The sequence below is a fragment of the Pseudanabaena sp. SR411 genome, assembly GCF_002251945.1.
Lineage (GTDB): Bacteria > Cyanobacteriota > Cyanobacteriia > Pseudanabaenales > Pseudanabaenaceae > Pseudanabaena.
Map to the genome: position 1 here is coordinate 22,013 of NZ_NDHW01000087.1, position 20,193 is coordinate 42,205.

Sequence of the window (20,193 nt, forward strand, 5' to 3'; positions counted from 1 at the left end):
TGTGCTAGAAGTTCGCAAAATCTGTAAATCTTATGGAAAGAAGCAAGTTTTACAGGACTTAAGTTTTGCTATTCAGGCAGGCGAAGTCTATGGGTTACTAGGTCCAAACGGAGCTGGTAAAACTACTACGATTAGTATTTTGTGTGGTTTGATTCAAGCTGATCGTGGCTTTGTCACAATGAATGAGCTACAGGTATCAAGTGCAACCCGATCGCTGATTGGCGTGGCTCCTCAGGAAAATATTTTTTATAAGAGCCTAACCTGCGAAGAAAACTTACGGTTTTTTGGGCAGCTTTATGGACTGAGTAATGAAGCTTGTCGCAAGCAAGCTCAGTACTGCTTAGAACTAGTGGGGCTAGGCGATCGCGCTAAAAGTATTGCCGATACTCTGAGTGGTGGAATGCAACGTCGTCTGAGCATGGCGATCGCCCTTGTGCATCAGCCGCAATTAGTCGTACTCGATGAACCGACCACAGGACTGGATATTGAAGCTCGTTATGAAGTCTGGGAATTGATTCGTAAACTTAGAAGTCAAGATACAGCCATTTTATTGACTACCCACATGCTCGAAGAAGCCGAGCGTCTCTGTCAGCGAATTGGCATTATTAAACAAGGTAGTTTGCTTGCAGAAGGGAGTCTCAAAGAACTGCGTCAACATGTCCCTGCTAAAGAAATTGCGATTATTTGTACACCCACTGAAGATTTGGCGATCGCTAGGGCGATCGAGTTGGGGTTCGCCTATCGCTACTACGGGCGGGATTTAGCTTTTTGGCTACCCAAGGTAATGGAGCTGAAAGAAATTTTAGAATGTTTTGAAGGCATCACAATTGACTCAATTATGCGCCAACCAGTCCGCCTTGAAAATATCTACGTGGAAGTTACCCAAGGCTCTAAATAGCCACAAAAGTGACGGCGCAAAGCGCCGTCACTTTTGTGGCTATTTAGAGCCGCAGTCTTTACTTATGCTCAAAAGCCTAAAAGCCTTTAGCTTTCTATGCTCTGAGCATGAGTAAAGACTGCCTTAGTAAAAGCCAACAGATTTTGCTGCATTTGCTTAGAATCTGATGCGACAAGGCGATCGAGTGATGTGTAATATGTCGCAGCTAGTTTGGGACGACTACCAGTTTTGATCATCCATAGACCATCTGCAAGACTTGCTCTAATCTCGACCGTAATATGATTATTGTCTGATAGCGTAAAGCGATCAGAAATACCATGAAAAGCCTGAATCTGAGTTTTCGCGTCCCCCTTAATCCAAATTGTCGCGACCAGATAAGGACTCACAGAATGGAGATCGCTATGACTTACAGATCGCGCTGCATAGATATAAAGCAATTGTAACCAAGGTAAAGGATAAATAACCTCTAAGGCACTATACCCACTCGGTTTCGCTTCAATCTTCATTTCTTGGAAATAATGAATTGTTTTCGCCCATTGCTGACTAAAAGTTTTTGCCACATCAGGATTAAGAAATAGCTCCCCCCATTGACTATGTTGCCAAGGTTGCATATCCATGAAATGCATATATTCTGAAAACTCATGGGCAAGGCGATCTGGCTTTTGAGCTACCAAAGCATATACATCTTGCCAACAAAAATATGGCATAGATGAATTTACTTCATCGTGGGGCTGTAGATAATGCTGTTTTGCTGAATCACTAGCTAAAATTTCAGGCTCGATTAGACAATAACTATTGCTAATTACTGCTATATAAGTCTGTTTAGTCTGAGACTTAGCCAAAATGAATAATGCTTCTAGAGAAAGCTTGTTTAACTCACTTTCCAAACGATGATCGCAGAGAATATCAAAATCTTGACATTCTAAAACTACGTCAGGTTGGATGTCTGACGTAAAAGAAGGATAGCTAACAGCTTTAACAAAGGTTGAACTTGGCTTGCCCGATCGCTGTGTTAAAAAGTCAACGAAATCCTGACCTAAGTCTTGAATATTTTCTAGCAAATATTCCCAAGAAGCAGCAAAACGCTCTTTCTTGTCTAGGTTTGGTGGCAGCAAAAAAATATTACTCATAGCTGGGCGCTATCTAGCCTTGTTTCATTACATTGTATAGGTTATCTATTAATACATCTCTATTAGTAAAGTAACGATTTTTATCTTTATCCCCAAATTCAGCTTATTTAGCAATCCTAAATCATTTAGAGTCTCAAAGCTGAATTTAAACTGTAAACATCAAGATTATCCCCATTTTTAAATTAGCCCGAACTGACGTTAAAATAGTGTTTTAAAGCATGAACTTTGCAGCTTTAGATCGGTAGCCATGGTAGAAGTATTGACTAATGAATCTCAGCAACAGATTATTCAGAGCAACGCTATTGTAGCGGACGGCTTGAGCAAAATTTATCGTACTGGCTTTTGGTTAAATCAAAAAATTAGTTCTTTACAGGATTTTTCATTAACCATTCGTCAAGGCGAAACCTTTGGTGTACTTGGTCCAAATGGGGCAGGCAAAACCACCTTATTAAAGATTTTATTGGGTATTGTGAAGCCCACATCAGGAACTGGTGAAATTTTAGGATATCCCCTCGGCGATCGCGCCGCTAAGCAGTCAATCGGTTATTTACCTGAAAATGCTTACTATTACGATTATTTGACAGGATGGGAACTGCTTGATTTTATTGGTAGTTTGTTTGGGGTTGCGCCATCTTTACGTCGTCAACGTATTGCTGATTTGCTAGATCTTGTCGGTTTATCTCAATCAGTGGCAAGGAAAAAGCAACTGCGCCAATATTCTAAAGGTATGGTGCAGCGGATCGGGGTCGCCCAAGCTTTGATCAATGATCCCGAAATTGTGTTTCTTGATGAGCCAATGTCTGGACTCGATCCTGTTGGTCGCTATCAGGTACGCGAAATTATTTTGATGCTCAAAAATCAGGGCAAAACTGTATTTTTTAACAGTCATATTTTGTCTGATGTGGAGTTAATCTGCGATCGCATTGGCATCCTCAACAAAGGTGAACTAGTGGCGATGGGGACATTAAACGAGTTACTGGGTACAGAGCAGTCCTATCAGGTCAGTGGGCGCGGTGGCTCTGAGGAAGAGTTAAAACCTTGGTTAGAGCATTTAATCTTCCAGAATGATACTTGGCATGGTCAATTAGCGAAGGATCTGCCAGAATTTCTGACCTATATTGCGAGTATTGGCGCAAAGGCGATCGCGATTGAGCTAGCCCGCCAAACCCTCGAAGAATTTTTTATCGATCAAATTAAGGCTTCACGCCACAAAGACTAAAGTCGTTATTGCCCCATTATATAAAAACCTATCAAACCCAAAGAGAAGAAGGGAGGCGCTTCGCGCCTCCCTTCTTCTCTTTGGGTTCCCTAAATCTGAATCATGTTGCTATATTCCGTCAGTAGCTCATCGTAGGTAAGACTATCTGTATCGGCTTGAGGACTCCACAACAACTCAAACACTAACAAATGACTAGATGAGATCGAAGCGATTGCCTCTAATGCTTGGCGTAACTCTTGCGTATTTCTGATCTCACCAAACAGTGGTTGATCATGTTCAGTACCTATTAACAGAGTTACCACAATATAAGCAGATGGATCTTTGTCTGGAGAGGCGATCACCGTTGATCGATGGGAAACTCGACCACTGACATTGACTAAGGTTTCTTCACTAAACTTAGTACGCTCTTCTAACGAAAGTTTGTTAAAAACCTCTTCAGCTTGATCTCGATGGACTGCTTGCGAACTGGCAGAAACATGTGTCCAATTTTCCGGGGTACGCATTAAGGCAAGTGCCGACTCTTGCATCAAAGTCATTAATCCTTCTGGTGTATCCGTATCAACTTCAAGAGTTAACTCCGTTAATCTAGCTTGCACCTCACGAGCTTGGGCAAAAAGTGCAACTTGTAACTTGCTAATGGTAAATGTGTCATTCCCCAAGTCATGCCCTGCCCCACTCTGTTTAGAGGGCATCATGAACGACCGAATTATAAAGTAGACGATCGCCCCACCCGTCAGCAAGATAATCGCCCAGACAAACCAAGGTACACCACTCGAAGATGCTGAATTTGTTGTTTGGTAAGGATTAGATGGTGAGTTATTAGATGAATTATTGATAATTACGGGAGCAACAATGGTTGAGGGTCTATTTGATGATGGTTGGCTAGGGATGTTTAATGAGTCGCGATCTTTAGAAGGGCTAGATGTTGGTGTGGATGATTTAGAAGGAGTTGATGATTTAGATGGGGTTGATGATTTAGAGGTACTAGAACTAGAAGGGGCTGAACGGGTGAAAGAGCCACCACGACTTCGACCAGCACTACTTTTTGCGTAGACTTGCTGATCTTTGAGTGGGAATGTATCTAGTTGGCGATCGCTAACACACAACTCGATCGCCTGAGCAATCGAGAATGTGAGTAGAGCTGCTGTAAAGAACTGAAATTTGGTTCTACGCATAAAATAATTAGCCAGAGATTTCAATATAGTTGCGATCGCCACCAGATTTTTGGGCTTGAAGTAGTGATCGCGCAGCTAGGGCAACCAGTTCATCAAAATTGATATCATGCATCTGCTGATTCTGATTTTCTAGAGCTGCGACTACGCCACCAATACTAATGGTCAGAGGAAATAATAAGCCCGACGAAACCGCGATCGGATGACTACGAATACTAGCAAGAAGATTGAGCGAAAGTTGGCTGGCACTCTCTGCATCATAGTGAGGGGTAACACAGGCAAACTCATTTAAACCATGACGATAAACCAAACTATTTGCGGTGCAACTATGGCTTAATCGACCTGCAATCGCTTTGATTGCTTCATCCCCAATTTTCTCGCCGTAGGACTGGACAATAGAGTTAAAGCGATCAATATCAATAATCAACACACTTAGATAACTGTAACTTTTGTAAGTGCCAAACCCTCTAAATTGCGACATTATCTTTTGCCCTATCCCCGCAAAGGCTTGCTCACTTAAGACCTTGGTTAAAGGATCAGACAAGCTCAGAGCATCCAGTAAGTCATTTTGAGCTAGCAATCTTTGATTTGTCCAAGTTAAAGACTGGGTTAAAGCTGTAAGGCGGAGTCCTGTCCGCAATCGTGCCTTTAGTTCAGCGTGATCTATAGGATTATTGAGAAATTCATCGACACCTGTATCTAAAGCGATTTGTCGTTGTTGAGAGTTGGAAGCTTCGATGATCAAGACAAAGTATGTTGACAGCAATTCGGGATGTTCAAGATTTGCTTTGCCCCGATGACAAAGGGCTAAACCTGAGACATCTGGGATTGTCCAATCAGCGATGACAATTGCAGGTTTCTTTTCCAGAATTATTTCCCATGCTTTCTCGCCACTGGTTTCCGTAATGAAATTATATTTTTCAGTTGTTAGAACTTCGGCGATCACCGCTAAAAGTTGGCGATCGCCGCTAACAACTAAAATCAGAGAATTATGTCGGTAGTATTTTAATTTGCGGAAATCCAACTTTGCTGCCTCGCTGTAATTGAAATGACTAAAAACTACTACCTTTAGCGAGAAATTTGTCAGCTATTTTTTACCCCAGCCAAATAGACCGCCCTTCTTCTCTGGTGGTTTCTCTGGTGGTTTTGTAGCTGCATTCACCTGATTAATGTATTTGAGAGCAGTTGGTTCTTTAGGATCGAGTTTGAGTGCTTTTTGAAAGCTTGACTTGGCGATCGCTGCCGCATTTTGATTCATCTGCACTAAACCCTTGAGTGCATAGACTTTGGCATTATTGGGATCGATTTTTTCGGCACTAAGCAGTTCTTTGAGGGCATCAGTCCATTGTTTCTTACTGATAAATAGTTCTGCCATGTTCAGATTACGCAGTGCAGGTGACTGGGCAGGTTTAGCCGCAGGAGTTGCCTCGGCGTTAGCACTCTGATTGACCGCAGGCGATGCAACGGCGCTACTGCTACCTGACGTAAAGCCAAGACTAGTTTGGGTAAATAAATATACGAGATTTAACTCGCTGAGAGTAGCGGTATACTCCATGATCGAGTCAAGGGTTTCATATTGCTTGGGTGAAATCTGCTCGACATATTGCTTGTAAGTGATTTCGTGGGGAATCCGATACAGTTTTTGAGCAATTTCGGAACTGAGGGTAGGTACTTCTTCCTTTTGTTTTTTGTTTTGGGCAAACATTCTCAAAGTTGCTAAATATTCACCGCGTTCGCGATCGTGGTTGAGCAATTGATAGGCTGGGCTAACCATCTTTGAGAAATATTTGGTAGCAGTTTCTTTCTCTTCGGGGGTTCTCCCAAATACATCAGGATGCAAAATCTTCGCCAGCTTCAGAAATTTTTTGCGAATTTGCGCGGCATCAGTGGTCATTGGTAAACCGAGTATGGCGTAATGATCGCTAATACCGTAACTGGCAAGACCTTTGTCGATTTTAAAGTTTTCTGGCTTTCCCACAGGTTCCACCTCTTAAGTATCTGTTCGAGTTTACCCTCTTGACGCATCTCTGTTAAAGCCTTGTCTATAGCTTTTTTAAGTGAGACATCATCTTTGTTGACGATCGCCACAAGGCGGATCGGAATTAATGGCTCCCCAACAATTATAAAGTTGGGATTGTTGCGTACTTGCCATACTGCCACGGGTTCGTCAAGGATCATTGCATCAAGTTGGCGATCGCGGAGTTGGATCACCATACGATCAAGATCCCGTGATGAAAACAGGCGAATGGCATTGCCTCTGTTTTTATTATAGGTTTCGGCGATCGCTGCGCCTCCGCTATTTGCCACAACCCCAACTCGCTTGCCGATCATATCGCGCAAGGATTTGATTTGTGTCCCATCGGATCGGATCAGCAAACGTTGAGTATTACGATAATAAGGCACAGTTTCAATAAATTTGCCTTTAGTCTCGCCTGTTTCTAAGGCTCCTTCTTCCCTTGCACTGAGCAGAATATCGACCTGTCGAGAAGCTAAATTTTCAGGTTGGTTTGTCCAAGGGATATTAATTGGACGTGGCTCAATATTTAGTCTTGCGGCAATTTCTTGGATGATTTCTAGCTCAAAGCCATCATAAAATTGGGTTTTGGCATTCCAAAACATGTAGGGACCACCGATCGCTGCATCGATGCCCACTCGCAAATGTCCGCGCCGCATGACAATACCAAGGCTGCTATCTTCGGCAAATGCGGGTGATGTGATGGGCGATATGGTGCTAGCGAATCCTAGACATAGCCCTGTATAAATTGCTAAGCCAGCAAGTTTGTGAGCAAACTTAAACATTTATTCTCTAATCAAGCGATCGCTATAAATATAGCAATATCTCCATCATTCTTGTATGGCGATCGATGATTGCAGTCTATTGTTAAAGACTTTTATCGCGGTTTGCAAGAAAGTTAAGTGGTGGTTTTCAGCAAGCGAAAAAATCGAAATGGTTGCGACTCAAAGCTTTATGCTCTTTGCACGAATTAATCACTTATCTATTGATACAAATTCATAAACGTTGCTTTTTTGCTATGTAAAAACTAAAAAGTATCTGATATAATTCATATATCACTTGATAAATCTCGGCTTTTATGAAGTTACAGGTAATAAAGTTATACAAATTTAATAGGTGAGCTTCAGTCAAGGCTAAATTTAAACCAAACTGAACTAGGCATTGGTCAGCTAATCAGGAATAGGTGCTGAAACGCCTATTTCATGCTGACTAAAAAAACGCAAATACGTCGAACGCTTTAACTGTCCAGTGCCCTAGTTGCGCTATCACAAACCCGATCTCGAGGAGGTTTACAACACCGAGAGGTATCTGCTCTATGTTGCTTGTACCCGTGCGAGAGATTACCTGTTAGTTACAGGTGTCGATCCTGCTTCTGAATTTTTAGATGATTTGAGGAGTGACTGATATGAAACAACTGGCTTGCTATAAGCGGTTTAAATCTTAATCAAGAGGTAAAAAATGAATTGGAAAGAAAAATTACAGGTATTAGACAAGTCGGCAACTGAAGAGGAGAGAGCTATCCGCGAATCAGAGATAGTCCTAGACTTCATGCAAACTGAGGTTTTTACTAGGCTAGTCAAACTGCGAGATGAGCTTATTGAAATGGGTCTAACAGTCACCCTTATCCCTAACTGTGCCGATGATATTAAACTGCCTGATGATTCATTTGAGATGAGTGTTTTGAACAGTCTCAGTAATTACTCGTATGCTATTAAAGTAACAATAGAAAACACAAAATCTGCGGCTGAACACATCCTTATTAAGATTGATTGGGAAGGCAAAATTGGGAGAGATAACAGTGTTCATTTCATTATTAGAAATGTTGACAAGATAGAAGAATGTCCTACAACCACTTTGAGTAAGACTTTAAGTGAATTTAAAGATAACTTTAGCGATATCTAATAACAAATGCCCCAACCACCCCTCCCCCAACCCCAACTCGATCGCACCCCAATCACCCTAGAACAATACGAAGCCTACACACCCGAAAAACTAGAGCTAATACATGGATTCTATGACTATGGCTATCCCGACGATTTCAAAGGCTTTTATCTGGCAGTGCTAACCAATATGGGACTACGCGCCGCCGTTAGCCATGTCCCGATCGCCAAGTGGTTAGCCGCCTTTCAAGAGGTAGCTTTGCAAAATCCCAAGCTTGACGATGCTTTACGCGATCGCTTAGTCAAAGGAATAACAGAGTTAAATGCGATCGCCGAGTGTTTGGATGGGAATGGGAAATAAAATGTTTGATAAAGAGGATTAAGCAATGACACTCAGTACAACAATTTATCCATACATTACAGCTAACAAAACAATCTTAGGGGGAGTCCCAATTATTGAAGGTACTCGTATCTCTGTTCGAGCGATCGCAGGATATTACCAAATGGGTATGAGCGTTGATGAAATTTTGGCAATTCTTAGCCATTTGCGACCCTCACAGGTACTATCCGCACTAGCATACTATTTCGATCATCAACAAAAAATAGATCAGGATCTTGCCAATGCCTCCGATGCAGAGTTTTGGAAATCGCAAGTTCTCATATATCCTTAAGCAATTAATACATATTAGAACTGCTATCGGCTGTATCAGTTGAGTTTAGGTATCCATTTATGAATAACTTTGACCATTGCGAAAAGCTCTCATTGCTTCTAACCGTGATGACATCTGCACACAACTGACTAACAGTTCAAGATCGAGATCAGGTAAAAGTTGGCTACGGGGGACAAGATGGTATTCCGAAGAAATGAAAGCATACACTTGCAGTTGATTATTTTCCCAAAGCCAGACCTCAGGAATCTCAAAGCGACGATATTTCTCTAGTTTTTCCAAACTGCCGCTAGTTAAAATCACCTCGATCGCTAGATCAGGATTAGCTTTCTTTTCACCCAAATAATAAGACTCGTCAGGCTCAAAGGATGTCCCCTTTTCTTCACCGCGACGAGTTGCACTCCCCACAGGTATAAACTCAATTCCTTGAATAATGAAATAGGCTTCTAACAAAATTGCTAGAGATTTCTTAATCAATTCGTGGGGTTCACCAACAGTCATCAGTTCAATCCAACCATCAAGATAAGTAACGCGAAAGCCACCTGTTGCTAACAGATTTTCTAGCACCTCAAATTCTTGCCAACTATAGATCCTTGGCAATAGTAACTTTTGCTCTAGCTCAATATGAGTTGATTTAGATAAAGTGATGCTCATATGCTATGACTGCTATTACTTAGCAAATACTTACTAGCCATTTTACGCGCATAGCTCTGAAATTTATGAGATGTAAAGTATCTATTCCTCAAAGAAATTCTTTGACTGCTGTAACTAACAAGCTAACTTTTCGTACTTGTCTTAGTAGGGTCTTTACAATCCTGATCTGTTCTTTGTCGAGTGTTGCAGTACCTAGCGACTTACTACGATTAGATGCGATCGCGCAAACTTGGCTATTAGCCCAGTTTAGCGGCACTAATTATGGCTTAGGGTTACCCAAAACTGCAAGCACAGGCGGAGGTACAAGACTTGTCAATCCAGACAGAGGTATGGTTCGAGTCTTTGGTACGATTCGAGCTGTGCCTAGAGATAGTAAATTGCCTTTATTGAAAAAGCAGCAACTGCCGTTACTGATCTTGATTACGCCTGAAGATGGGGCAAGAACAGCGATTTCACAACCTACGCTTTATTGGCATTTACACGACCAAAATACTCAAGCTTCTTCATCAGAAATTGATAATCTCGAAAACAATTCGTCTAAAGTAAACGCGAAAAATACTTTTGTAGGGAAGTTTAGCCTCACAACCTCAGAGGAAGATAAATCGATTACGATTTTTCAAACCGATCTAAAAATGTCTAGCGGTTTGTCTAGCTTCAAAATACCGATCGCCGCTTCTTTGCAACCATCTAAAACCTATCGTTGGCAAATTACTGTAAAGGATAAACGTGCTAAGGAAATTACGGCAAGCGGATGGATTGTTTATACCCCACCTGATGAGAAGCTTCAAAAATCCTTGAAACTTGCCTTGACTATTCGCGATCGCGCCAAGATTTATGCTGAAGCTGGATATTGGTTTGAGGCGATCGATGGCTATACCCGTTGGCTAAACTTTAAACCCACCGATCTCAAGGCTAGAACTTCCAGAAATGAAATTTTGAAATCAGGATTTGCCAATAATAAAAATCTTGATTTTGAAGATTTTATTGGGTTACTAAATACCAACGCACCAAAATCATCTGACTAATTTACTATAAATATTAGCAAATAATAGAAAACAACATGAAACTAAGTGATGGGACACAAAATTTTTGGTCGCAAGTTAGAGGATATGCTCTTTCTTCTGCTTTGACTATTGCAGTTGCTTTTCACTTTTATGGATGGAAAACAGCTAGTATAATTGCTTTTTTTCTGTTTATTTGTTTCATATGGTTGCTGTCTGATATTAAGGAAAAACTAATCAGATCACAACCAGATCAATTTAATTATGAAACTACTACTATTGAAGATTATCCACTCTTAAATTTTAATTGGTTTCAAAATCAAACTGATCGATTAAAGCTTCTCGGATTTGTACAGATTATGGATTATAAAATCCCACAATCCCCAGGTTTTGCGAGATGTTTTGCTCATCCAGTCAATTATTGTTATGCAGAAGTAAACGAAGTTTTTAAAGCGACTGGAGAATCATTTGCTAGAAACGCCTCAATCACGAGTAGCCTAGAGCAAGACTGGACATTAAGTAGCATTAATCAAGAGGTAAGTATTACAGCTAGTATTGCTTACGGTTTCTGGCGTAAACCCAGAAGTTTACGTATTTATTATCCTAATCTTAGTCTAGAGGAATTATTTAATAAGCATCTAAAAATGAGGCAGCAAATGATTACTAATATCGGTGTATCTGTATTAACAGATGTTTCTTGGGAGAATTATGTGAACAAACAGCAGGAAGGAACTATCTACCGTAAAAAGGCGATGAAACAAAAATCGTTGCTATTAGCAATGATAGAAGTGACGAAATTTGAGTTAAATCCTAAATCAGAATGGCTGGAAGATTATGCCAAATTTATCAGGTAAGGCTAAACTTCTATCAGTAGTAATTCTACTGTTTGAAAAATTTGATTAGATAAAAGAGGCATAATTAACCTGGCTTTGTGAGGCTTTTACTGTTACGGATATTCTATAAATTACTAGATAGCTGATTTGCCTATGATTATATTGACACTAAACTAATCTTTTGCAGCTTTCTGGACAATTCGATAAAACGTAGTTTTACCTGGATATTGATCAAAGGCTCCGTCGAAATTTGAGTTTGTTAACCAAGAAAATTCAGATTTAAAAGGAGAGTTGGACAGCACCAAGCTGCAACCATCATTCATACAAATGCCCATATGCCAAAGTCCCTTTTCATAGTCTGTACCATTGGAAATGGCTATATCACCGCGTATAGATTGATTTTGGTCAATGCGTTTGCCCTTACCCTTGTCTAGATCTTCAACCATAGAAGGTACATAAAGAGTATTTTGTCCCACCTGATAGCCCAAAGCGCGATCGATCGCCATATTTACCATACGGGCACAAGCAAGCGTGCCGTTACTGGTGTAGGGTTCATAACGACTACTTCTACCTAAAATGTCAGGTAATAAAGCTGTCTGAAAAATTTTTTCGGAAATCGCTGAGCCATTAGTTGATGAGATTTTCACAGATTTATTGGGCTGATTTGCTTCAATGCGCTGGAGTAATTCTTTATATTTGTTCTCACTAGCTGTTAGAACAGTGTTATTAGCTTGATAAGTATCATATTGAGCTTTAACCCAACGTGCTGAGGGTCTGGCAATAGCGGCGATTACTGCGAGAATTCCTAAGGTCACTAGAAATCCTCTATTTAGTATGGGTTTAGAGGTAGACTGAGATGCAGATTTATCCATGATAAAGCGATCAACTGAAGATAACTAAATATAAGAAGATTTGCAGAATAGTTTATTAATTAAGCGATCAGCTTCATATAATCGCTCAATAATGTATTCATAGATTATTGTTTTAAATTTATTGTTCCGTCTAAATAAGTATGAACAAAAAAATTTTGTTTGTTAGCTATACCGCAGTCTTAGGTGGGGGAGAGCTTTGTTTACTCGACTTTGCCCATGCTTATCGTGAGACTAGTCAAGTAGTACTGCTCACTGATGGCATCTTAAAAAATCGACTCGAAGATTTAGGCGTAAAAGTTGAGGTTTTGCAAGCATCGCGATCGCTTGCTGAGGTGAAAGTATCAAGCGGATTAGCTTCACTCAAATCCATTGGTGATCTCTGGAGACTGGGGAAACAAGTTGCTAAAAAAAGCAAAGATTTTGATTTAATTCATGCCAATAACCAAAAAGGATTTGTGGTCGCTGCGATCGCTCGATTATTTGGCGGCGCACCTGTCGTGTGGCACTTGCACGATATTTTGACGGCAAATATTTTTAGCGCTACAAACCGCAAGATTGCAGTCACGTTAGCTAATTGGTTTGCCACCAGAGTGATCGTTAACTCTCAAGCCACAGGGGAAGCTTTTCTTGCCGCAGGAGGCAATCGCAAATTACTCCGCACGGTTTATAACGGATTTGATAGTGAAAAGTTTGACCAAATTAATGATAATCAAGCAACTTTGCGCGAAGAACTAGGGCTTCCCTGCGATCACCCTTTGATTGGTATGTTTAGCCGTCTGTCCTATTGGAAAGGACAACATGTTTTGTTAGAGGCTGCTAGTAAACTGCCTGATGTGCATGTGTTGTTAGTGGGTGATGCACTCTTTGGAGAAGCGGAATATACTGAGAAGCTCAAAAATATTGCTGCCCAAGAAAGTCTCAAAGGTCGTGTCCATTGGCTCGGATTTCGGCAAGATATTCCCGCTTTAATGAAAGCTTGTGATGCGATCGCCCATTGTTCGACGGCTCCCGAACCCTTTGGTCGCGTCATTGTCGAGGCTCAACTATCAAAACGTCCTGCGATCGCGACCATTGGTGGCGGTACTAGCGAAATTATCGAAAATGGAGTTACAGGTTTACTGATTCCACCCAACGATCCGCAATTACTCGCTGATGCGATGCATCTAATTTTTAGCGATCTCCCTGCTACCCAAAGGATCGTTGAAACTGCCTATACCCAAGCCCAAGCTAAATTCTCAATTATCTCAGTCTGTCAAACTTTTGAAATGGCGATCGCCTAATTTTTGTTGGTTAATCCTTGGACATAAAACCAAAAAGATGAGTGGCGGCGCGAAGCGCCGCCACTCATCTTTTTGGTTTTGAGTTGCTATACTCCGTTCCCAGTGAAAGAATAGACGTTGCGGCGCTTCGCGCCGCAACGCTATTTCTTGGTTTTATATATCTATTTCTTCGGTGGGAAAGGAGTAGTACTCATTTACAAACTGGGGATGTACCCGCGATCGCCATAAAGCAAAGAAAGACAGTGCTAAGCACTGTCCTTCTTTGTCCTTAAGCAATTCTTCTTGCTTCAACGGTTTTTGGTAAATTTAGCGGTTCTTCTAGATTAGCAAAGGCAAGTTCCCACCCATTTGCTAGCGTCATCACCTTGCCATCAGTGGTTTCTTCTTCTTTGACAACTTCCTCTTCCAAATCTTTTTTAGCTACATAAACCACTAGATGACCGATGTTATTCCGACGTAGCATGACTTTCATGAGTTTTCCTTGATGATTTTTAAGATAAGTGGGTGCGAAGCGCCCACTTATTTGACATGATTTTAGATAGAAATGAATGCAAAGCACCCATTTCATTCGACGATTTCTAATTCTCTTTGACGACAGCCGATGATATGCCCTGTATAGAGGAAGTGGATAGAATAGATATAGGAACTTTGGAGGAAAGTGCCGATATTCACTACATAGCCAACTTCCCCTTTCTTAGCCAGAGTTTCACCAATCTCCTTTCCGGGGAAAGTGCCATCATTGCGAATTAATTTCTTAATTCTGACCTTTGTGCCAATCTCAAAGGTGGGAGGACTGTCAAGTTCCACATCGTTATACAGCATGGGCAAGCCTCCCTGATTGAACGAGATTGAGCAATTCTTCGGAAGTGAGACTGCGCTTGACTTGGATCGATCGCTGCCGCACCGCATCTAAAACTGATTGCGCTTTATCCTTAGCAAGATCGACTCCTTGCTGCTGGAGTAAATTCGCTACGAGATGGCGACCTGAGTGCTTACCAGCGACAAGATGACGCTTCGCACCTACTTCATCGGGATTAAATGGCTCGTAGCTGCTGGGATTTTGGAGAACTCCTGCGGCATGGATACCTGATTCATGGCTAAAGGCATTGCTACCAACGATCGCTTTCCAAGGTGGTACAGGGTTTTGGGAAGCCGAGGCAACTAGTTGCGACAGTTCCCAGAAGCATTGGGTTTCAATCCCCAAATCGATACCGTGAATTTGTTTTAGCGCCATCACCACTTCTTCTAGAGCCGCATTGCCTGCCCTCTCGCCTAAACCATTTACAGTGGTATTTAGCGATCGCGCTCCTGCTTGGACACCTGCAAGAGCATTAGCAGTAGCCATGCCTAGATCGTTATGGGTGTGCATCTCGACGGGAATTGAGAGAGCATTGACTAGCAATTTAATCTTGCGATAGGTATTAAATGGATCGAGAATGCCGACGGTATCGCAAAAACGGAAGCGGGAAGCACCCCATTGTTCTGCTGAAGCTGCTACTTCTAATAGAAAATGATCATCGGCTCTAGAGGCATCAGCACCACCGACGGATACATATAAACCATGATCAAGAGCATAGGTAATACTTTCTTGCAAACGTTCCAGTATAGTTTCGCGTTTACCATCAGCCATTAGCCCAATCTGCATATCGGAGACAGGGACGGAAATATGAACACGCTTTAGTCCACAGGCAATTGAAGCTTGAATATCAGAAATTGCAGCACGATTCCAGCCAAGTAGTTTTGCTTTTAGACCTAAGTTATTAATGGCGGCGATCGCTTCAGTTTCTGCCCCACCCATCGCAGGAATGCCAACTTCGAGTTCTTGTACGCCAATGCGATCTAGGAATTTGGCGATTTCAATTTTCTCTTCAGTGCTAAACGCTACACCAGCAGCCTGTTCGCCATCTCTCAGGGTTGTATCGTTAATTTGAATGTCAAGCATGATCGTTCTCCTCTTGCGGTACTTTCTGCTGTGATTGCGTTCGTTAAATAAGCAATATTAATGAATCTGTCTACGGTTTGGGGTTGAGATCCCCCCAGCCCCCCTTATGAAAGGGGGGAGAATTTATTAAGTCCCCCCTTTCATAAGGGGGATTTAGGGGGATCTCTTTTCCCCCCTTTACAAGGGGGGTTAGGGGGGATCATAAATCTAACGAATCAAGTCGTAGGAAATGTCGGTCTTCGATGGGATGATCGTGTTGCGATCGAGTTCATCAAGGATCGTATTTACAATCCAGTTGAGTAGATTGATTGCGCCTTGATAGCCGTAGGTGGAATAGCGGTGCAGATGATGGCGATCGAAGATAGGATAGCCAATGCGTACCAAAGGAGTCTTGGTATCACGCCATAGATACTTACCGTAGGAGTTGCCAATCAAGAGATCCACTGGCTCGGTGAAGAGGAGCGATCGCATATGCCACAGATCCTTACCACCCCAAATCGTGGCGTTCTGACCGAAAGGACTAGAATCAAGCAAAGCGCGTAACTCGCCTTCAAAGTCGGCATTAGTGTTGCTGACAAGAACATGAATTGGTTCTGCACCAACTTCTAATAAGAACTGAACTAACCCAATTACCAAGTCTGGATCACCATAGATCGCAATGCGCTTACCGTGCAACCAAGACTGGGAATCTGTCAAAGCATCAACGGCGCGACCTCTTTCTTCTTCCAATTCCTTAGGAATAGGCTTGCCTGTGAGAGCCGAAAGCTTCATCAAGAATTCATCAGTACCACGAATACCGACGGGACGGCTGACGTAGGTCTTTTGATTCCATTCAGTTTCGATATAGGCTCTAGTCTTAGTGGTTGCATAGGATTGGAAAGCGATCGTGGCTTCAGCATTGATCGAATCTGCCGCATCTTCGAGCTTGGTTCCACCTGGATACATTTGGTATTCACCAGTATTAGGCGAATCCAGATATTCAGAATTGTCAGCAAGCAAGGTGTAGTTGACATCCATCAAATTAGCATAGCGCTTGATTTCACGCAGGTTGCCAATGTAGGTTTCAAATCCAGGGATGAAGTTAATCTTGCCGTTGGTAGTTTCTTGCTTCTTACCTGCGGTCAAGTTGGTGAGAATCCCCTTGATCATGTTGTCGTAGCCCGTAATGTGGGAACCGACAAAACTAGGAGTATGGGCAAAGGGAACGGGGAAAGTCTGAGGGACAGATCCAGCAATCTTGGCATTACCAATAAATGCTTGCAAGTCATCACCGATTACTTCCGCCATACAGGTTGTGCAGACAGCGATCATCTTGGGCTTGTAGACATTGTAGGCATTCGCCAAGCCTTCAATCATATTCAATTGTCCACCAAAAACGGCGGCATCTTCGGTCATCGAAGAGGATACTGCTGAGAATGGTTCTTTAAAGTGGCGAGTGAAGTGACTACGGAAATAGGCGACGCAACCTTGAGAACCATGCACGAAGGGTAATGTAGCCTCAAAACCAACTGCGGCAAGGATTGCGCCGAGGGGTTGACAGGCTTTGGCAGGATTGACGGTGAGAGCTTCGCGGGCGAAGTTCTTTTCGCGATATTCCCAGCTCTTTGTCCAGTCAGCAATCTCGGCGACTTTTTCGGGATTATGTCCACCTTCAAATTCTTTCTTCGCTTGAAATAGCTCTTGATATTCGTCTTGGTGGAATAACCGAGCGTGATCTTGAATGTCGTTAACGTTATTCTGAGCCATGATTTTAATTCCAATCTAGTTGAAAATCAATGTGAGTGAAAGATTCTTGAATGAGAATGGATTTGAAAAGTTTGCAATTCCCATTCATGAATCTTGGTTAAATGCAGAGGTTTGCTCCCCCTGCCCTATCGGGCATCCCCCTTATAAAGGAGGACTTAATTTCTTCTCCCCCCTTTATAAGGGGGGCTGGGAGGGATCTATGATCTAAGCAGCAACTTCAGCCTTCTGCCAAGGAGCGCCAATTAAGCTCCAAGTAGGACTGTTGAGAGCGAGATCCATGTCACGGGCAAAGATCGCAAAGCCGTCATAACCGTGGTAAGGACCTGAGTAATCCCAAGAGTGCATCTGACGGAAAGGTAGTGCCATCTTCTGGAACACATACTTCTCTTTGATACCAGAGGCGATCAGGTCAGGCTTCAGTTCTTTGACGAAGGCTTCAAACTCATAGGCCGAAACATCGTCATAGATCAGAGTGCCATTCTCAATATAGTGAGTGGTGCGCTTGTAGTCGTCATTGTGACCAAACTCGTAGCCCGTACCAATCAACTTCATACCGAGATCGTGGAAAGCAGGAACAACGTGGCGAGGACGCAATCCACCAACCATCAGAGCCACGGTTTTGCCTTCTAGACGAGGACCATATTTGGCGATTACCGCATTGGTCTGAGCTTCATATTTAGCAATCACTTCTTCCGCTTTTGCTTGAATAGTGGCATCAAATTTAGAAGCGATTTCTCGTAGTGAAGCAGCGATTTGGGTAGGACCAAAGAAATTGTACTCTAACCAAGGAATACCATAGGCTTCTTCCATGTGACGGCTGATGTAGTTCATCGAGCGATAGCAGTGAACTAGATTTAACTTCACGGAAGGAGTGTTGATAATCTCATTGAGTGTACCATCTCCAGACCATTGAGCGACTACGCGCAAGCCGATTTCTTCGAGGAGGATACGGCTAGACCAAGCATCTCCACCGATGTTGTAGTCACCGATAATAGCAACATCATAGGCGGTGCTATCGGGGATGTTGCCTTCTTTCTTGTTTTTGTCGAATTGAGGGAAAACCCAGTCACGGATCGAATCATTGGCGATGTGGTGTCCTAGGGATTGGGATACACCACGGAAACCTTCACAACGAACAGGTACAACGGTTTTGCCAATTTCTTTAGCAGCTTTCTTGGCTACCGCTTCAATGTCGTCACCGATCAAACCGATCGGACATTCAGATTGAATGGAAACACCCCGATTGAGTGGAAAGAGTTCGTCTAACTCGGTGATCAATTTCAATAGTTTTTTGTCACCACCGAAAACGATATCGCGTTCTTGGAAATCAGAGGTAAACTGCATCGTACCAAAGGAGTCAATGCCAGTTGTGCCGATGTAGTAGTTACGACGACCAGACCAAGAGTAATAACCACAACCAACAGGACCATGACTGATGTGAATCATGTCTTTGATCGGTCCCCAAACCACACCTTTGGAGCCAGCATAGGCACATCCACGGGTGGTCATTGAGCCAGGAACAGATTTGACGTTGGATTTGACACCACAATCAGATTTGCCTTCTTCAAAAACATTGAGATGCTTGTCCCGTTTTTTCTGCGCTTTGTCGGGATAGACTTCGATGACTTCTTTGATTAATGCTTTGGTCTCTGCGATCGCATTGACTGGAGGTGTGGTGGTTGGGGGTGTTAATGTAGCGGATTCTGGAGGTGTCATATTAGCCTCAAGGAAAAGGGTAAAAGGAAAAAGGAAAAAGTGATTTTTTAGAGAGGGTGAGCAAAGCTCACCCTGCAAATTTATCTAGACTAGGGCTAGGTCTGGGGTTTCTTCCGCAGTCTTACCAACTAGATGCTCGAACTCCTTGTCATCGCCAAGGATACCGAATTCGACCAAGAGGGCTTCCAATTCATCCATCGAGATTGGCGTAGGAATGGTGAGGTTGGTATTGTCTTTGATCTTTTGAGCTAGAGTGCGATACTCATTGGCTTGTTTATGATTGGGGGAGTACTCAATCACAGTCATACGGCGCAATTCAGCATGTTGAACGATGTTGTCGCGAGGTACGAAGTGAATCATTTGAGTATTCAAGCGCTTGGCGAGAGTTTCGATCAACTCAACTTCACCGTCAACATTACGGCTGTTGCAGATCAAACCGCCTAAACGTACACCACCTGAGTGGGCGTACTTGAGAATACCGCGAGCAATGTTGTTAGCAGCGTACATTGCCATCATTTCGCCAGAGGTGACGATGTAGATTTCTTGGGCTTTGCCTTCACGAATAGGCATTGCGAAACCACCACAAACAACGTCGCCCAATACATCGTAGCTAACGAAGTCAAGGTCTTCATAAGCACCATTTTCTTCCAAGAAGTTAATGGCGGTGATGATGCCACGTCCAGCGCAACCAACACCTGGTTCAGGACCACCTGATTCTACACATCGGATGCCTTTGTAGCCTCTGAGTAGAACTTCTTCAACTTCGACATCTTCAACTGCACCGCGTTCGGCAGCAAGGTGGAGAACTGTGGTTTGAGCTTTGCTGTGGAGCATCAAGCGGGTGGAGTCAGCTTTAGGGTCACAACCGACGATCATGATGCGCTCGCCATCGGTCAGTTCAGCCAAACCTGCAAGGGTGTTTTGAGAGGTGGTGGATTTGCCGATACCGCCTTTACCGTAGAATGCGATTTGTCTTAATGGACTCATGAGAATTTCTCCTTATTAAATCAAAAAATGTACTGTAGGTTAGAAGTAGAAGACTTGAGAAAGGGCTTAAGGAAGTTCTTTCTCAGTTTGTAAAGCGATCGCTGTCACCACAGGAGGGGAGCGCTCGACTACAAGCACGGAAATGTTGAATAAGTAGGGGTTCATTAGTTTTGGGTTGAGA

General features: G+C 42.7%; 22 protein-coding genes. 8 read left to right on the forward strand and 14 right to left on the reverse strand.

What is annotated here, in order from left to right:
* The first annotated feature begins 1 nt into the window (after nt 1).
* Nucleotides 2-898, forward strand: a complete 897-nt coding sequence (locus B9G53_RS08550) for an ABC transporter ATP-binding protein (protein WP_094531176.1) — start codon at nt 2-4, stop codon at nt 896-898.
* An 86-nt stretch (nt 899-984) separates the two neighbouring features.
* On the opposite strand, the gene B9G53_RS08555 is transcribed toward B9G53_RS08550, so the two are convergent.
* Nucleotides 985-2,028, reverse strand: coding sequence for a hypothetical protein (locus B9G53_RS08555; protein ID WP_094531178.1), 1,044 nt, complete (start codon nt 2,026-2,028; stop codon nt 985-987).
* A gap of 247 nt (nt 2,029-2,275) precedes the next feature.
* Between B9G53_RS08555 and B9G53_RS08560 the strand changes: the two genes are divergently transcribed.
* A complete protein-coding gene (locus B9G53_RS08560) occupies nt 2,276-3,247 on the forward strand; it encodes an ABC transporter ATP-binding protein (protein WP_094531180.1) in 972 nt (323 codons plus the stop codon).
* Between the two features lie 89 nt (nt 3,248-3,336).
* Here the strand turns inward: B9G53_RS08560 and B9G53_RS08565 are convergent, their stop codons facing one another.
* The 4 genes from B9G53_RS08565 to B9G53_RS08580 form a co-directional block, all read right to left on the reverse strand.
* On the reverse strand, nt 3,337-4,422 hold the full coding sequence (locus B9G53_RS08565; RefSeq protein ID WP_094531182.1) for a DUF1517 domain-containing protein: 1,086 nt from the start codon (nt 4,420-4,422) through the stop codon (nt 3,337-3,339).
* Nucleotides 4,423-4,429: 7 nt separating this feature from the next.
* Nucleotides 4,430-5,443 carry a diguanylate cyclase gene (locus B9G53_RS08570; protein WP_094531184.1) on the reverse strand — a complete coding sequence of 338 codons (1,014 nt, stop codon included), beginning with the start codon at nt 5,441-5,443 and terminating at the stop codon, nt 4,430-4,432.
* A 63-nt stretch (nt 5,444-5,506) separates the two neighbouring features.
* Entirely contained in the window at nt 5,507-6,397 is an 891-nt protein-coding gene (locus B9G53_RS08575) for a J domain-containing protein (RefSeq protein ID WP_094531186.1), read from the reverse strand.
* Nucleotides 6,310-7,218: an ABC transporter substrate-binding protein gene (locus B9G53_RS08580; RefSeq protein ID WP_094531188.1), complete on the reverse strand. Its 909-nt coding sequence runs from the start codon at nt 7,216-7,218 to the stop codon at nt 6,310-6,312. The genes B9G53_RS08575 and B9G53_RS08580 overlap by 88 nt, the downstream gene beginning before the upstream one ends.
* Nucleotides 7,219-7,891: 673 nt before the next feature.
* Here B9G53_RS08580 and B9G53_RS08585 point away from each other — a divergent pair.
* Genes B9G53_RS08585 through B9G53_RS08595 form a run of 3 tightly spaced genes read left to right on the forward strand, consistent with a single transcriptional unit; the run spans nt 7,892 to nt 8,984 of the window.
* Nucleotides 7,892-8,335: a hypothetical protein gene (locus B9G53_RS08585; RefSeq protein WP_094531190.1), complete on the forward strand. Its 444-nt coding sequence runs from the start codon at nt 7,892-7,894 to the stop codon at nt 8,333-8,335.
* A 6-nt stretch (nt 8,336-8,341) separates the two neighbouring features.
* The gene (locus B9G53_RS08590; RefSeq protein WP_094531192.1) at nt 8,342-8,674 is read left to right on the forward strand and encodes a hypothetical protein; all 333 of its coding nucleotides are present in this window, start codon (nt 8,342-8,344) and stop codon (nt 8,672-8,674) included.
* Between the two features lie 25 nt (nt 8,675-8,699).
* Nucleotides 8,700-8,984 (forward strand): DUF433 domain-containing protein, encoded by a 285-nt coding sequence (locus tag B9G53_RS08595; protein WP_094531194.1) that lies wholly within the window; start codon nt 8,700-8,702, stop codon nt 8,982-8,984.
* Between the two features lie 57 nt (nt 8,985-9,041).
* Here B9G53_RS08595 and B9G53_RS08600 read toward each other — a convergent pair whose 3' ends face one another.
* The gene (locus tag B9G53_RS08600; RefSeq protein WP_094531196.1) at nt 9,042-9,635 is read right to left on the reverse strand and encodes a Uma2 family endonuclease; all 594 of its coding nucleotides are present in this window, start codon (nt 9,633-9,635) and stop codon (nt 9,042-9,044) included.
* Nucleotides 9,636-9,808: 173 nt separating this feature from the next.
* Between B9G53_RS08600 and B9G53_RS08605 the strand changes: the two genes are divergently transcribed.
* Nucleotides 9,809-10,660, forward strand: coding sequence for a DUF928 domain-containing protein (locus tag B9G53_RS08605; RefSeq protein WP_176453152.1), 852 nt, complete (start codon nt 9,809-9,811; stop codon nt 10,658-10,660).
* A 35-nt stretch (nt 10,661-10,695) separates the two neighbouring features.
* On the forward strand, nt 10,696-11,490 hold the full coding sequence (locus tag B9G53_RS08610; protein ID WP_094531200.1) for a hypothetical protein: 795 nt from the start codon (nt 10,696-10,698) through the stop codon (nt 11,488-11,490).
* 152 nt (nt 11,491-11,642) lie between these two features.
* Here the strand turns inward: B9G53_RS08610 and B9G53_RS08615 are convergent, their stop codons facing one another.
* On the reverse strand, nt 11,643-12,341 hold the full coding sequence (locus B9G53_RS08615) for a hypothetical protein (protein WP_141211741.1): 699 nt from the start codon (nt 12,339-12,341) through the stop codon (nt 11,643-11,645).
* A 140-nt stretch (nt 12,342-12,481) separates the two neighbouring features.
* Between B9G53_RS08615 and B9G53_RS08620 the strand changes: the two genes are divergently transcribed.
* On the forward strand, nt 12,482-13,621 hold the full coding sequence (locus B9G53_RS08620; protein ID WP_094531205.1) for a glycosyltransferase family 4 protein: 1,140 nt from the start codon (nt 12,482-12,484) through the stop codon (nt 13,619-13,621).
* Between the two features lie 153 nt (nt 13,622-13,774).
* On the opposite strand, the gene B9G53_RS27290 is transcribed toward B9G53_RS08620, so the two are convergent.
* From B9G53_RS27290 to nifH, 7 genes are all read right to left on the reverse strand, one after another.
* Nucleotides 13,775-13,912: a hypothetical protein gene (locus tag B9G53_RS27290; RefSeq protein ID WP_176453150.1), complete on the reverse strand. Its 138-nt coding sequence runs from the start codon at nt 13,910-13,912 to the stop codon at nt 13,775-13,777.
* Entirely contained in the window at nt 13,890-14,093 is a 204-nt protein-coding gene (gene nifT / locus B9G53_RS08625; protein WP_094531290.1) for a putative nitrogen fixation protein NifT, read from the reverse strand. The genes B9G53_RS27290 and nifT overlap by 23 nt, the downstream gene beginning before the upstream one ends.
* A gap of 92 nt (nt 14,094-14,185) precedes the next feature.
* Complete coding sequence (locus B9G53_RS08630) at nt 14,186-14,443, reverse strand: nitrogen fixation protein NifZ (protein WP_094531207.1); 258 nt, start codon at nt 14,441-14,443, stop codon at nt 14,186-14,188.
* On the reverse strand, nt 14,433-15,563 hold the full coding sequence (gene nifV, locus B9G53_RS08635; protein WP_094531209.1) for a homocitrate synthase: 1,131 nt from the start codon (nt 15,561-15,563) through the stop codon (nt 14,433-14,435). The genes B9G53_RS08630 and nifV overlap by 11 nt, the downstream gene beginning before the upstream one ends.
* A 207-nt stretch (nt 15,564-15,770) precedes the next feature.
* Nucleotides 15,771-17,309 carry a nitrogenase molybdenum-iron protein subunit beta gene (gene nifK / locus B9G53_RS08640; RefSeq protein ID WP_094531211.1) on the reverse strand — a complete coding sequence of 513 codons (1,539 nt, stop codon included), beginning with the start codon at nt 17,307-17,309 and terminating at the stop codon, nt 15,771-15,773.
* A gap of 204 nt (nt 17,310-17,513) precedes the next feature.
* Nucleotides 17,514-19,025, reverse strand: a complete 1,512-nt coding sequence (gene nifD, locus B9G53_RS08645) for a nitrogenase molybdenum-iron protein alpha chain (protein ID WP_094531213.1) — start codon at nt 19,023-19,025, stop codon at nt 17,514-17,516.
* Between the two features lie 84 nt (nt 19,026-19,109).
* A complete protein-coding gene (nifH, locus tag B9G53_RS08650) occupies nt 19,110-20,012 on the reverse strand; it encodes a nitrogenase iron protein (protein WP_094531215.1) in 903 nt (300 codons plus the stop codon).
* Nucleotides 20,013-20,193: the final 181 nt, after the last annotated feature.

Bases quoted from the DNA above. Each gene is read 5' to 3' on its own strand.
- B9G53_RS08555 (WP_094531178.1), bottom strand. From the start codon at position 2,028: ATGAGTAATATTTTTTTGCTGCCACCAAACCTAGACAAGAAAGAGCGT.
- B9G53_RS08560 (WP_094531180.1), top strand. From the start codon at position 2,276: ATGGTAGAAGTATTGACTAATGAATCTCAGCAACAGATTATTCAGAGC.
- B9G53_RS08565 (WP_094531182.1), bottom strand. From the start codon at position 4,422: ATGCGTAGAACCAAATTTCAGTTCTTTACAGCAGCTCTACTCACATTC.
- B9G53_RS08580 (WP_094531188.1), bottom strand. From the start codon at position 7,218: ATGTTTAAGTTTGCTCACAAACTTGCTGGCTTAGCAATTTATACAGGG.
- B9G53_RS08585 (WP_094531190.1), top strand. From the start codon at position 7,892: ATGAATTGGAAAGAAAAATTACAGGTATTAGACAAGTCGGCAACTGAA.
- B9G53_RS08590 (WP_094531192.1), top strand. From the start codon at position 8,342: ATGCCCCAACCACCCCTCCCCCAACCCCAACTCGATCGCACCCCAATC.
- B9G53_RS08595 (WP_094531194.1), top strand. From the start codon at position 8,700: ATGACACTCAGTACAACAATTTATCCATACATTACAGCTAACAAAACA.
- B9G53_RS08600 (WP_094531196.1), bottom strand. From the start codon at position 9,635: ATGAGCATCACTTTATCTAAATCAACTCATATTGAGCTAGAGCAAAAG.
- B9G53_RS08610 (WP_094531200.1), top strand. From the start codon at position 10,696: ATGAAACTAAGTGATGGGACACAAAATTTTTGGTCGCAAGTTAGAGGA.
- B9G53_RS08615 (WP_141211741.1), bottom strand. From the start codon at position 12,341: ATGGATAAATCTGCATCTCAGTCTACCTCTAAACCCATACTAAATAGA.
- B9G53_RS08620 (WP_094531205.1), top strand. From the start codon at position 12,482: ATGAACAAAAAAATTTTGTTTGTTAGCTATACCGCAGTCTTAGGTGGG.
- nifT (WP_094531290.1), bottom strand. From the start codon at position 14,093: ATGAAAGTCATGCTACGTCGGAATAACATCGGTCATCTAGTGGTTTAT.
- B9G53_RS08630 (WP_094531207.1), bottom strand. From the start codon at position 14,443: ATGCTGTATAACGATGTGGAACTTGACAGTCCTCCCACCTTTGAGATT.
- nifV (WP_094531209.1), bottom strand. From the start codon at position 15,563: ATGCTTGACATTCAAATTAACGATACAACCCTGAGAGATGGCGAACAG.
- nifK (WP_094531211.1), bottom strand. From the start codon at position 17,309: ATGGCTCAGAATAACGTTAACGACATTCAAGATCACGCTCGGTTATTC.
- nifD (WP_094531213.1), bottom strand. From the start codon at position 19,025: ATGACACCTCCAGAATCCGCTACATTAACACCCCCAACCACCACACCT.
- nifH (WP_094531215.1), bottom strand. From the start codon at position 20,012: ATGAGTCCATTAAGACAAATCGCATTCTACGGTAAAGGCGGTATCGGC.